The following is a 12,812-nucleotide window of genomic DNA, read 5'->3' on the forward strand; positions in this document are numbered from 1 at the left end:
AGTTCCGTCTTCAAGCACACGAGACACGTCTCTGATCACGTGAGTCACGTCTTCAAGCACAAGCGACGAAAGCCGCTTCGCAACCCTCAAGGTCGCGAAGCGGCTTTCGTGTGCGGGAGCGTCAGTCCCGCGGGGTGTTCTGGTAGGCGGCCAGCTTCCACTCGCCGTCCCGCAGGACGGCGGTCCACGAAGCGCGCACCTTGGCGTTGTCGGCGACCTCGGTGTCGCCGGCCTGGATCACGCCGCCTTCGGTGTACAGCACGACGACGCCGGGCGCGATCTCCCGGGCGTCGAACGGGGTGCCGGTGACCTGGGAGCCCTGGTAGGCGGTGGCGAACGCGCCCGCCATGAACTTCGCGATGTTGTCACGGCCCTTGACGTGGACGCCGGGAAGGATCATCGTGCCGTCCTCGACGAACACGTCGGCGAAGGCCTCCGCGTCGTGGCGGGCCCAGGCGGCGACGATCTGGCCGGGCAGGGCGGCGACGCCGGTGGCGGTGTCGGCGGTAGCGGTCATCGGTCTGTCTCCTCGTTTCGTTTTCCGTTTTCAGCGGTGGAGAAGCCATAGGAGCCGATGAGCGTGGCCCCACTGGGTACCGGTCCTTCGGGGGCCCGCTCGCGGATGCCCTTCTGGAACTCGTGGAACGCGGTCGACGCGGCGAGGGGGTTCCCGTCGCCCTCGACGACACCGACGTGGACGAAACTGACCCCGTCGTCGAGTTTGAACGACGCGTAGCTCAGCCCGCCGGGCCGGTCACGCGCCAGTTCCGCGAAGACGTCCTCCACCAGTTTTTCGTTCTCACCGGCGGTTTCCGGGGTCGTCTGATAACGGACGACGAACGCCGAACCCATTCGTGCTCCTTCCTCGTGACGCGGAGGTCCGCCACCGAAATTACGCGTTCGCGGGGCGCCGCAATACCACCGCGGGACAAGCTCGCAACCCCGGAGAAGCGCTACGCAAAGCGGGAGAAGAGCGCCACGGCGGACCGGCATAGCGTTTTTCGTAATCGTCCACTCACCTGATCACCGAAAGGCACACGACAATGGGAACGAAGATCGGCGATCACGCCGTCGTGCTCGGGGGCAGCATCGCCGGGATGCTCGCCGCCCGCGTGCTTTCCGACGCCTACCGCCAGGTGACCGTCATCGAACGCGACGATCTCACCGCCGCCGGGACGAATCTGCGCCCGGCGATCTCGTGGGCGATCCACATCCACGCCCTGCTCGAACGGGGCCGGATCATCATCGAGGACCTGTTCCCCGGGTTCGTCGACGACATGATCGCGGCCGGTGTCCCGGTCGGCGACTACGGGTCGACCTGCCACTACTACTTCAACGGCGACATGTTCGCCGTCACCGACACCGGGATGGCCTGTGTGGCCGCGAACCGGCCGGTGATCGAGCACTTCCTGCGGTCGCGCACGCTGCCGCGTCCCGGTGTCGTCCTGCGTGAGCGCACCGACATCGTCGGCCTGGTCGCGAGCGAGGGCAACGAGCGCATCACCGGTGTCCGCGTGCAGAGCCGCGACGGCGGTCCCGAGGAGATCATCAGCGGCGACCTGATCGTCGACGCCTCCGGCCGCGGCTCGCGGTCCCCGCGCTGGCTCGAAGAGCTCGGCTACGAGAAGGCGCCGGAGGAGAAGGTCCAGATGGACCTGACCTACACGACGATGGACTTCGTCGGCCCGCTGCCCGTCGACCCGCTCGGCGAGGACATCGCGCTGGTCCCGACGGCGACCCCGGGTTTCCCGCGCGGCGGCATCTTCGCGCGGCTGGCCGACCGGTACGCGCTCACCCTCACCGGCATCGCGGGCGACCGCGCGCCGACCGACCACGAAGGCTTCCTGGCCTACGCCAAGACGTTGCCGGTCAAGGAGGTCTACAACGCCATCGAGAACGCGGAGCAGCGCGCGCCGGCCGGTTCGTTCCGGTTCCCGGCCAGTGTCCGCCGTCACTACGAGAAGCTGACCCGCTTCCCCACCGGATACCTGATCCTCGGTGACGCCGCCTGCATCTTCAACCCCGTCTACGCCCAGGGCATGACGGTCGCCGCGATGGGCGCGAACGTCCTGCGCAAGCACCTGGAGAAGGGCGTCGAGCCGACGTACCGCGGGTTCTTCCGCGACCTGGCGAAGGAAACCGACTCGCCGTGGATGATGTCCGCCTCCGCCGACCTCGGCTACGAGACGGTCCGCGGCAAGCGCACCTTCGCGACCAGGATGGGCAACGCCTACATGTCGAAGGTGATGGCGGCGGCCGCGAACGACCCCGTGGTGGCGCGCGGCTTCATGCGCACCATCTCGCTGATCGACCCGCCGCAGGCGCTGATGAAGCCGTCGATGATGCGCCGCGTGCTGTTCTCCGGCGGTGGCAAGAAGACCGCCACCGTGACCCCGCTCCCCTCCGCCAAGACGGACACCGGCGAGGCCGAGCGTCCCGCGGCCTGATCCTTTCGCTACGAGCACGAGGAGTTCCGGTGAGTAATCTCCAGGCCGTCCGCTTCCGCTGGGCCGCGCTGGTCCTGTTGTGCGCGGCCAACTTCGCGGTCCTGCTGGATTCGCAGAGCGTCATCCTGGCGCTGCCGTCGCTGGCGCCCGACCTCGGGATGTCGCCCGCCGACGCGCAGTGGGTGCTGAGCGCGAAGCTCATCACCTTCGGCGGACTGCTCATCCTCGGCGGCCGGGCGGCCGACCACTTCGGCAGGCGCCGGGTGTTCGTGATCGGCACGGCGTTGTTCCTCGTCGGCTCCGTCCTTTGTGGTCTGGCGTGGAGCCCGGCGGTGATCATCGCGGCGCGGGCGCTGAGCGGGATCGCGGCGGCGCTGATGGTGCCGACGGCGTTGTCGATCCTCATGAACACCTTCCCCGAGGGCAAGAGCCGCAACACCGCGCTGGCCGGCTGGTCCGGCATCGGCGGGATCGGCGCGACGGCGGGCCTGCTCGTCGGCGGGCTGCTCACCCAGACCCTGGGCTGGCAGTGGGTGTTCTACGTCAACGTGCCGCTCGCGGTGCTGGTCATCCTGCTCGCGCCGGTGCTGCTGCAGGAGAGCCGCGACTCGGGCAAGCGCCGCAGCCAGGACGTCGCGGGAGCCGTCGTCAGCACACTCGCGCTCGTCGCGATCATCCTCGCCGTCGTCCAGGCGCCGGTGTGGGGCTGGACCAGCGCGCCGACGCTGATCCTGTTCGCGGTCGCCGCCGGGTTGCTCGCGTTGTTCGTGGTGGTGGAGAAGCGTTCGTCGGCGCCGCTGGTGCCGCTGGCGTTGATCAAGCGCCCGGCGCTCGCGGGCGGAAACCTCGTCACGGTGGCGATGGGCATGGCGGCCTTCGGGCTTTCGGTCACCATCTCGATGTACGGCCAGGTCGTCCTCGGCTACAGCCCGCTGGAGTTCGGGGTCCTGCAGTCGGTCATGCCGACGCTGGCGTTCGTCGGCGCGTACGTCGGCCAGGCCGTGGTCACCAGGCTGGGTGTCCGTCCGGTCGTCGCGGCCTGCCTCGTGCTGCTCGGCGCCGGCTGCCTCCTGCTGGCGCAGGTGCCGGTGAACGGCAGCTACGGCGCCGACATCCTGTGGGGCCTGGTCGTCTTCGGCCCGGGTCTCGGCGCGGGCATGGCGGCCGCGTCGGTGGCCGCGCTGTCCAAGGTGCCGCAGGCGGACAGCGGCGCGGCGTCGGGGATCAACGTCGCGTCGTTCCAGATCGGTGGCGCGCTCGGTGTCGCCGTGGTGACGTCGGTGTCGACGTCGTTCACCGCCGCGCCGGGCGGGCCCGCGGAGTTCACCGCCGGGCTTCAGGCGTCGTTCGTGGCTTGCGTGATCTTCGCGGTCATCGGGCTCGTCGTGACGGTGACCCTGCTGAAGGGCACCAAGAAGCGGCACCTGCGCAGCGTCGACGGCCAGAACCGCGGCGACCGGGACGACCTCCCGCTCGCGGGCTGACCCGGAACCACGAGAAGGCCCCCTCTCCGAACCGGGAGAGGGGGCCTTCTCGTGTGGTCAGAGTCCTCGGGCCAGGGCCTCGATGTACTCGCGGTGGCTCGGCAGACTGGCGGAGTACATCTCCCGCTCCTTGTCGATCTGCTCGAACATCTCCCACGCGGCGGCGTCGTTCATCAGGTCGACCGACGGCGGGGCCTTCTTGAAGTCGAAGTCCATTCCGGACAGGATCGCCCAGAGACTGCGGGTCTCGAACAGCCGCAGCTGGCTGCCGTCTGGGATGATGACGCTTTCCGCGTACTCGGTGAGCTTCTCCTCCAGGCTGGCCGGGATCGGCGCCTCCCGGACGGCCCGCCAGAACTCGGTGTCGTCGCGGTCGGTGAGGGTGTAGTGCATGACGATGAAGTCGCGCAGGTCCTCGAAGGCGCTGACCATGAGCTCGTTGTAGCGGGCCTTGCGGCGCTCGTCGAAGTCCGAGTCCGGGAAGTGCAGCACCAGCAACGCGAGCTGGTACTCGATGAGCGCGATCGTGGTGGACTCCAGCGGCTCGACGAAGCAGCTCGACAGGCCGACCGCGACGCAGTTGTTCACCCACGAACGCCGGTTGTGCCCGACGCGCATCTTGATGTGGTTGCCCGCGGTGTCGTAGTCGCGGCCGCCGAGGTGCTCGCGCAGCTTCTGTTCGGCCTTCTCCGGCGAGATGAACGCGCTGGAGTACACGAAACCGGTACCGTCGCGGTCGGCGAGCGGGATCTCCCAGATCCAGCCGTCCGGCTTCGCGGTGGCGGAGGTGTACGGCCGCAGCCCGCCTTCCTGGTGGTCGGCCGGGAGCGCGACGGCGGAGTCGCACAGCAGGACGTCGTTGGCGCTGACGAACGGCTCGTTCAGCGTCTTGTTGATCAGCAGGCCCCGGAATCCCGTGCAGTCCAGGAAAAGATCGCCTTCGATCTCGCCGGCGGTGTCCGTGACGACCTTCTCGATCACGCCGCGCGGGTCGACGCTCACCGACGTCACGTCCGCCGAAACGAACTTGACGCCGCGGCCGGTCGCCAGGTCACGGAGGTACTTGGCGATCAGCGCGGCGTCGAAGTGGTACGCGTAGCGGTAGTGCGGATCCGGCGCGTCGCTGCCGGGCAACGGTTTCGGCGCCTTGTCGAGTTCGCAGAGCCGCTGCAGCGCCATTCCCGCGTCACCGAAGGTCTCGCGCACGCGCGTGTCCCCCGCCAGTCTTTGCTTGAGCCAGAAGTGCGCGAGCGAGACACCGCGGCCGAAGCGCTTGTGGAACGGCTTCTCGTAGTTCCGCACCGCGGGTTCGGGGACGTCGAAGAACGGGTGGTAGTACGTGTGGCTGTCGCGGCCCTCGTGTGGTTTGCGCCAGTCGTTGAACCGGACGGCGGACTTGAAGACCGCGTTGGTCTTCGGCATCCAGTCCTCTTCTTTCATACCCAGGAAGGAAAAGGTGGTCCGCAGCGTCGGAACCGTGGCCTCCCCCACCCCGATCCGCGGGATCCTCGGCGATTCGACGAGGGTGATGTCGACCTTTCTGCCGAAGGCGCGATTCAGGTACGCGGCGGACAGCCAGCCCGCCGTCCCGCCGCCGACGATCACGATCTTCTGTATTGGACGTGCCACGGAAATGCTCCTTTGCGGTCCAGAAACCCCCACCAAGCTGCGCAAACGAGCCTAGGTTCCGATCGCACGATCGGGCAGGTTCCGGTTCATCCCTTCCCAGTGAGTTACACCGTCTCGATCATGAGCTTCGCCTCAAGCGGACATAAGGGCACGGATCGCCGCGCGACGATCCGTGCCCTCAGGGGTCACGCCACTACTGGAAAGAAATGGCGACGCCGGCCGGTCCGTTACCCGCGGCGTCCGCCAGACCGATCACACAGGTGACCGCCGCGCAATCGACGGTACCGTACGAAGTTCCGTCGAAAAGAATTCCCTCGAAGCTCTTCTTCACGGTCAGCGGAGTGGAAAGTGTTCCGTCGCCCGCGGCCGTCACGTCGACCCGGCCCGAGGCGTTGCAGGCGAGCACGCCGGACGACACTTCGGCGCACTCGCCGACGGTGTAGGCCGTCCCCGCCGTCAGACCCGACGCACCCACCTGGACCACGGCGTTGTCGGCCAACCCGGACGACGGGGTCACCGTGGCCGAAGGGGCGTCGGCCGACGCGGGCGCCTGGAAGCCGACAAGCATGCCGAGAGCGGCGGCGGCACCGGCGACGGTCTTCGCGACAACACTTTTGCGCATGATTGTTTACTCCTTCATCGGGGGTGGAATGGAACGCATTGCGAGGGATATTTTCGAAGTGTTCCCCAGCGCTTCCGGTAATGAATTTACGGATCTTCGAGGTTGCTTGTCAACGAATTCTGTTCGCAACCGAGGAGAAGCGGAGCGATCTTGAAGGCGGATACCCTTTGCGCACTATGTCGGGTTCGCCCACCCCGGGTGACCCGGTCGCGAAGCATGCGGGCAAGCAGGGAGATGGCATGGAGGTGAGCGCGACCTAGCGTGGGAAGCGGGTTTCGACAGGCGGGAGATTCGTGATGGCGAACCAGGAAACCGCGGCCAGTCTGGACAACATCGGGTTCGGGACACGGGGTCTCGTGCTCGAACACGTGACATCGGCGGACGGGACGCGGATCGCTTTCGAGAAGTCCGGGGAAGGTCCGCCGGTGATCATCCTCGGCGGCGGGCTCAACGAGAAGGCGATGTTCGCCGATCTCGCCGAACTGCTCTCGGAGGATTTCACCGTCTACAACTACGATCGCCGCGGCCGCGGGAACAGCGAGGACAACGGCGGCCTGTCGGGGTACACCATCGACCGCGAGGTCGAGGACCTGGCGGCGGTCCTGGCGGCGACGGGCCCCGAGGCGGCGATCTTCGCCAACTGCACCGGCGGCCTGATCGCCATGCGGGCGGCGGCGAAAGGCGTCCCGATGGGCAAAATGGCGCTGTACGAACCCACCTACGGCGGCCATCAGCTCCCCGAGTCCTATATGGACGATCTGGAGCGCTTGGTGGCCGCCGATCACCGCACCGACGCGGTCGCGCTGTTCCTGAAGGAGAACGTCAGGTTCAGCTCGGAAACCATCGAGGGATTCAAATCCCTTCCCATCTGGCCGTCGTTCGAGGCCATGGCCCCGACGACGCTGTACGACTCCATCCTCGACGCGAACCACGAGTCCGTCCCGTTCGACCAACTGCCCGGGATCGGGGTGCCGACCCTGGTCATCGGCGGCCGGGAAAGCCCTTCCTGGCTGATCGACAACTGCCACGCCCTCGCCGAAGGGCTTCCCAACGGCCAGTACGTGTGCATGAACGAGGGGCATCTGTTCAACCAGAAGGCGGGTGCCCCGCTGCTCACGGTGTTCTTCCGGTCCCAGTAAGCACAACCCTTTTCGAGCGTTGAGGAGAAGATCCGATGGAAAGCCGCTGCCCTTACACCTTGGACATCGCGGGTACGGACATTCACGCGGAGAGCGAGGCTCTCCGCGCCCGGGGGCCGATCACCCAGGTCGAACTGCCCGGCGGGGTGATCGGGTGGTCCGTGACCGGCTACCAGGCGGCGCGCCAGGTGCTGGCCGACAACCGGTTCGCCAAGGACCCCCAGAAGTGGACCAAGTACACCGAGGGCGAGATCCCGTCGAACTGGCCGCTGATCGGCTGGCTCCTGATGGACAACATGACCACGAACGACGGCGAGGACCACCAGCGCCTGCGCAAGCTGGTCTCCCGCGGCTTCACGCCGAAGCAGGTCGAGCTGACCCGCCCGCTGATCCAGAAGATCGTCGACGACCTCCTCGACGGCCTCTCCGGCGCCGGCCCGGACGAGGTCATCGACCTCAAGGGCCGCTTCGCCACCCCGCTGCCCGCGCGCGTCATCTGCGACATGTTCGGCGTGCCGGAGTCGGCCCGCGCGTCCGCGCTGCGCGGCGCCGGCGTGAACGTCACCACGACCACCACCGGTGACGAGGCCGAGGCGAACGTCGAGCTGTGGCACCAGGAACTGACCGACCTCGCCGAGTTCAAGCGCGAGAACCCGGGCGACGACCTGACCAGTCTCCTGCTCGCCGCGCGTGAGGAGGACGGCAGCAGGCTCACCGACGAGGAGATGGTCGGCACCCTGCACCTCATGCTGGGCGCCGGGTCCGAGACGCTGATGAACGCGCTCAGCGCCGCCGTCGTCGCGCTGCTGAGCCAGCCCGAGCAGAAGGCGCTGCTGGACTCCGGCCAGGTCTCCTGGGACGACGTCATCGAAGAGGCCCTGCGGGTCAACGCCCCGGTCGCGCAGCTGCCGCTGCGGTACGCGACCGAGGACGTCGAGGTCGCCGGGGTCACCATCCGCAAGGGCGACCCGGTGCTGATGGGCTTCACCGCCATCGGCCGCGACCCGGAGAACCACGGCGAGACCGCAGGGGAGTTCGACGCCACCCGCGCCGACAAGACCCACCTGTCGTTCGGGCACGGCGCGCACTTCTGCCTCGGCGCCCCGCTGGCCCGCCTCGAGCTGCGGATCGCGCTGCCGGCGCTGTTCGCCCGCTACCCGGACCTTCAGCTGGCCGTCGGCGTCGACGAGCTGGAAGGCCAGGGGACGTTCATCATGAACGGCCACAAGGAGGTCCCGGTGCGGCTGGGCGAGCCTTCGCTGGTGCGGTCGTGACCGGCGGATCGGTGCACGACGCACCCCTGGCCGTCGTCACCGGCGCGTCGTCGGGCATCGGCGCGGAGTTCACCCGGGTGCTGCGGGACCGCGGCTACCGCGTGCTCGCCGTCGCCCGCCGCGCCGACCGGCTCGACGAGCTGGCCAAGGGGTCGAACGGCTTCATCGTCCCCTTCGTCCGCGACGTCACCTCCGAGGGCGCGGCCGAGGCCATCCTCGGCCGCGCCGAAGAACTCGGCGGCGCGGATCTCGTCGTCTGCAACGCGGGCCGCGGCTCGCGGGGCCGGATCCACGAATCGGATCCGGCCGACGCGCTCGGCATGATCCGGCTCAACGTGACCGCGAACGTCAGCCTCGTCACGCAGGCCGTCCCCAAGATGGTCGCGCGCGGCTCGGGCGGCATCATCGTCGTCGCGTCCAACCTGGGCTTCTTCTCCACCCCGAACATGGGCGTCTACGGCGCCACGAAGGCCTTCCTGCTGTCCTTCACCGAGTCCCTCTCGGCGGAGCTGGCGGGGACCGGCGTGCGGGCCATGGCACTGTGCCCCGGGGCGACCTCCACCGAGTTCGGCGACGTCGCCGGGCTGGGTGACACGGTCGAGAAGACCCCTGGCTTCACGACCCCGGAAGAGGTCGTCAGGGGCGGCCTGAAGGCCTGGGACAAGGGACGCACGATCACCGTGCCCGGGACCGTCGCGCGCCTGCTCACGGCGTTCTTGGCCTACTCCCCGCGGGCGCTGTCCCGCCGGATCATGGGCAAGATCTTCACCGCGGGATGACCACTATCGGGTGAATGTCCGAAATCGCCGGGCGCGAGCGATGAGTTCGCGCCCGGCTCGGAGTCCAACCTACGACGCCGCCACCCGACGGGCGGCAGATCGAGGAAGGACGACCGAGATGACCAGCACGAACGAGATCACCATCCCCGGCGGACGGCTGCACTACGAGATCCGCGGCGACGGGCCACTGCTGCTGGCCATGGGCTCCCCTATGGCGGCGGACGCCTTCGCCCCGCTGGCCGACGCGCTGGCGAGCCGGTTCACCGTGGTGACCCACGACCCCCGGGGCATCTCCCAGAGCCCCCTGGACGACCCGGACGAGGATTCGAGCCCGGAGAAGCGCGCCGAAGACGTCATCACGCTCCTGGATCACCTCGGCGCCGAAACGGCCGACGTCTTCGGCTCCAGCGGCGGCGCGATGACCACGCTCGCGCTGGCCGCCCGCCACCCCGGCCGGATCCGGACGGTCGTCGCGCACGAGCCGCCCGCGCTGACCCTGCTGCCCGACGCGGCCGAGCAGCACGCCGAGGTCGACGAAATCGTGAAGGCGTTCGAGACCGACGGCCTCGAAGCGGCCTGGACGAAGTTCCTCGGCACTTCGGGCTTCGAGGAGGACGAGGCCGGCCCGCCGCCGAGCGACTCCCCCGAGCAGGACAAGGAGGACGGCCGCCGGTTCTTCGTCCACGAGCTGCGGACGACCACGCGATACGTCCCCGAGCTCGACGCGCTGCGGGACGGGCCGTTCCGGGTCGTGGTCGGCCTCGGCGCCGACTCGGGCGAGCTGCTCACCCGGCGGACTTGCGCCGCGCTCGCCGAAGAACTCGGCGTCGAGGTGGTCGAGTTCCCCGGCGATCACGGCGGTTTCATCTGGGACCCGGAAGGCTTCGCCAAGCTCCTGGGCGACATCCTGCTCTGACCCCCGGCGGGGCCGCCCTCAGAATTCGACGAGGGCGGCCTTGCCCGCGGCGTCGAGCAGCTCGCGCGAGATCCGGTCCGCCTGCTCGGCGGTGAGGATCAGCGGCGGCGCGAGCACGACGTTCTTGACCGTGCGCCGGACCAGGACCCCGTTGTCGCGCATGAGCTTCCGGACGTGGGCGGCGCGGCGGGACCGGTCCATCTCGACGGCGATCATCAGGCCCCTGCCGCGGATGTCGGTCACGCAGTCCAGCGCCCGCAACGGTTCCAGCGCGGCGAGCAGCTGGGCGCCCCGGGCCTGGACGTTCGCGAGGAGCCGTTCCTTCTCGATGTGGTCGATCACGGCGAGCCCGGCGGCGCACGCGGTGGCGTGCCCGGAATGCGTGTGCCCGTGCACGAACCCGGCCATCTTCTTGTTGCTGTCGAAGACCTCGAAGACGTGCTGGGTGGTGGTGACGGCGCCGAGCGAGATGTAGCCCGCCGCCAGTCCCTTGCTGGTGGCCAGGATGTCCGGCTGGACGCCGGCGTGCTGGTAGCCGAACATCAGCCCGGTGCGGCCGAATCCGGTCGTCACCTCGTCGAGGACCAGCAGGATCCCGTGCTCGTCGCACAGTTCCCGCACGCCGCGCAGGTAGTCCTCCGGCATGACGTAGGCGCCTCGCGACTGGACCGGCTCGACGAGCACGGCCGCGGTGCGCTTTCCGTGGTCCGCGAGGAAGCCCTTCAGCGCGCCGATGCCTTCCTCCGGCCCGGGGACGGTGATGAACCCACCGGGGGTCAGGTCGTCGGAAATCGGCGACGGCGCCCCGGCGGTCGCGGCCCCGGCCATCGTGGCGCCGTGGTAGCCGTTGTGCAGCGAGACGATCAGGCCGCGGTCGGGTGAGCCGAGTACGGCCTGGTAGAACCGCGCGATGCGGATCGCGGCCTCCATCGCCTCGGAACCGCTGTTGCAGAAGAAGGTCCGGGTCAGCGCGGGGCCGGCGAGTTCGCCGATCCGTTGCGCCAGGCGGATCGCCGGGATGTTGGCGCCCTCGCCCATGTCGTAGGTCATCAGCTTCGCGACCTGCGTGGCGATGGCGTCCACGACCGGCCGGCAGGCGTAGCCCAGCGTCGCGTTGAAGCCGGACGACTTCGCGTCCAGGTACGTGCGGCCGTCGGCGTCGGTGACCTCGCAGCCCTTTCCGGACACCGCGACGAGCGTGTCGGGGCTGACCCGGCTCGGTGACCACGGGTGCCACAGGTACTCGGCGTCGATCGCGAGCAGTTCGGCCTGCCCCTCGGTTTCGCTCATTTCCGCTTGCCTCTCAGTTCGCGAGCCGGGCTCGGACCGGGATCGAATGCCAGGCCCGCAAGGTGTTGTTGAGGCGGCGTTCCCCCGGTGCCGCCAGTTCCAGCGTCTCCACGCGTTCCGCGAGCGCGGTGAGGAGGCATTCGGCTTCGAGCCGGGCGAGGTTCTGCCCGACGCACTGGTGCAGCCCGAACCCGAAACCGACGTGCCCGGACGGGTCGCGGGAGAGGTCGAACTTCTCCGGATCGGTCCAGCGCCGGGGATCGCGGTTGGCCGCGCCCAGGAACATCAGCACCTTCGCGCCGTCGGGCACCACGTGGTCGCCGACCGGGACGTCGCCCACCGCGGTGCGGAAGAACGTCTGCACCGGGGACGCCCAGCGCACGGCCTCGTCGAACGCGATCCGCGCCAGCGACGGCTCGGCGCGCAAGCGGGCCCACTGCTCGGGATGCGTGACCAGCGCGTGCATGACGGCCGCGAGCGCGTGCACGGTGGTGTTGAACCCGGCGGCGAACAGCGACCGCACGACACCCGGCGCCTGCTCGTGGGTGATCTCGCCGCGGTCGGCGGCCGCCCAGATCTGCCCGCCGAGACCGTCTTCGGTGAGGGCGTCACGCTGGCAGTGCTCCATGACCCACGTCGTCAGGAACTTCGCGTGGGGCGCGCCGGCCGCCACGAGTTCGTTGCGCGGGCCGAAGGCGTTGAGGAGGAAGTCGGAGAAGGGCAACAGGTTCTCGCGGCCTTCTTCGGGCAGGCCGAGCGCGTCGCCGACCGCGCGCGGCGGGAACTTCTCCGCGATCGCCGTCACCGCGTCGAACTCGACCGTGCTGCCCGGGGCCGCGTCGAGGACCTGGCCGACCATCTTGTGCGCCTTGGCCATCCACTCGGCGCGGAGCCTGCGCTGCGCGCGCGGGCCGAGCAGATTCGCGAGGACTCTGCGCGGCGCGTCGTGGTGCGGCGGGTCTGCCTCGACGACGATGCTCAGCTGCCGCCAGGGTTTCTCGGTCCGGAAGTTGGAGAGCCCGACCCCGGCGCCGGACTGGAACCCTTGCCAGTCGCGCAAAGCCGCGTACACCGCGTCGTACCGGGCGACGGCGTAGATGTCGTGCGCGCTCAGGTAGGAAAGCGGCCCGGCGTCGAGCAGCGCGTGCTCGAGCGGGTACGGATCCGTCAGCACCTCGGTGCCGAACGGGTCGATGTCGATGACGGGCAACGACGACATGGTCACGGCCTCC

General features: G+C 69.0%; 12 protein-coding genes. 6 read left to right on the forward strand and 6 right to left on the reverse strand.

Annotation, left to right across the window (positions count from 1 at the left end):
• Positions 1-121: 121 nt before the first annotated feature.
• Together AB0N89_RS17745 and AB0N89_RS17750 are read right to left on the reverse strand one after the other, a co-directional pair.
• Complete coding sequence (locus AB0N89_RS17745) at positions 122-517, reverse strand: SgcJ/EcaC family oxidoreductase (RefSeq protein ID WP_364205564.1); 396 nt, start codon at positions 515-517, stop codon at positions 122-124.
• Complete coding sequence (locus AB0N89_RS17750; protein ID WP_364205566.1) at positions 514-852, reverse strand: hypothetical protein; 339 nt, start codon at positions 850-852, stop codon at positions 514-516. The genes AB0N89_RS17745 and AB0N89_RS17750 overlap by 4 nt, the downstream gene beginning before the upstream one ends.
• Before the next feature lie 191 nt (positions 853-1,043).
• Here AB0N89_RS17750 and AB0N89_RS17755 point away from each other — a divergent pair, with 191 nt between their 5' ends.
• Both AB0N89_RS17755 and AB0N89_RS17760 read left to right on the forward strand, forming a co-directional pair.
• A complete protein-coding gene (locus AB0N89_RS17755) occupies positions 1,044-2,447 on the forward strand; it encodes an FAD-binding monooxygenase (protein WP_364205567.1) in 1,404 nt (467 codons plus the stop codon).
• 29 nt (positions 2,448-2,476) lie between these two features.
• Entirely contained in the window at positions 2,477-3,931 is a 1,455-nt protein-coding gene (locus AB0N89_RS17760; RefSeq protein WP_364205569.1) for an MFS transporter, read from the forward strand.
• A gap of 57 nt (positions 3,932-3,988) precedes the next feature.
• Here AB0N89_RS17760 and AB0N89_RS17765 read toward each other — a convergent pair whose 3' ends face one another.
• Both AB0N89_RS17765 and AB0N89_RS17770 read right to left on the reverse strand, forming a co-directional pair.
• A complete protein-coding gene (locus AB0N89_RS17765; RefSeq protein WP_364205570.1) occupies positions 3,989-5,560 on the reverse strand; it encodes a tryptophan halogenase family protein in 1,572 nt (523 codons plus the stop codon).
• Between the two features lie 193 nt (positions 5,561-5,753).
• Positions 5,754-6,182 (reverse strand): enediyne antibiotic chromoprotein, encoded by a 429-nt coding sequence (locus AB0N89_RS17770; protein WP_364205572.1) that lies wholly within the window; start codon positions 6,180-6,182, stop codon positions 5,754-5,756.
• Between the two features lie 296 nt (positions 6,183-6,478).
• Between AB0N89_RS17770 and AB0N89_RS17775 the strand changes: the two genes are divergently transcribed.
• The 4 genes from AB0N89_RS17775 (at position 6,479) to AB0N89_RS17790 (ending at position 10,290) form a co-directional block, all read left to right on the forward strand.
• Positions 6,479-7,321, forward strand: coding sequence for an alpha/beta hydrolase (locus AB0N89_RS17775; protein ID WP_364205574.1), 843 nt, complete (start codon positions 6,479-6,481; stop codon positions 7,319-7,321).
• A 35-nt stretch (positions 7,322-7,356) separates the two neighbouring features.
• Positions 7,357-8,595 (forward strand): cytochrome P450, encoded by a 1,239-nt coding sequence (locus AB0N89_RS17780; protein ID WP_364205576.1) that lies wholly within the window; start codon positions 7,357-7,359, stop codon positions 8,593-8,595.
• The gene (locus AB0N89_RS17785) at positions 8,592-9,374 is read left to right on the forward strand and encodes an SDR family NAD(P)-dependent oxidoreductase (protein ID WP_364205578.1); all 783 of its coding nucleotides are present in this window, start codon (positions 8,592-8,594) and stop codon (positions 9,372-9,374) included. Before AB0N89_RS17780 ends, AB0N89_RS17785 begins: the two co-directional genes overlap by 4 nt.
• 118 nt (positions 9,375-9,492) lie before the next feature.
• Positions 9,493-10,290 (forward strand): alpha/beta hydrolase, encoded by a 798-nt coding sequence (locus tag AB0N89_RS17790; RefSeq protein WP_364205580.1) that lies wholly within the window; start codon positions 9,493-9,495, stop codon positions 10,288-10,290.
• An 18-nt stretch (positions 10,291-10,308) separates the two neighbouring features.
• Here the strand turns inward: AB0N89_RS17790 and AB0N89_RS17795 are convergent, their stop codons facing one another.
• Together AB0N89_RS17795 and AB0N89_RS17800 are read right to left on the reverse strand one after the other, a co-directional pair.
• Entirely contained in the window at positions 10,309-11,580 is a 1,272-nt protein-coding gene (locus AB0N89_RS17795; protein ID WP_364205581.1) for an aminotransferase class III-fold pyridoxal phosphate-dependent enzyme, read from the reverse strand.
• Between the two features lie 13 nt (positions 11,581-11,593).
• Entirely contained in the window at positions 11,594-12,799 is a 1,206-nt protein-coding gene (locus AB0N89_RS17800; RefSeq protein ID WP_364205583.1) for a cytochrome P450, read from the reverse strand.
• Positions 12,800-12,812 lie beyond the last annotated feature (13 nt).

This window comes from Amycolatopsis sp. NPDC089917, from assembly GCF_040684635.1.
Classification (GTDB): domain Bacteria; phylum Actinomycetota; class Actinomycetes; order Mycobacteriales; family Pseudonocardiaceae; genus Amycolatopsis.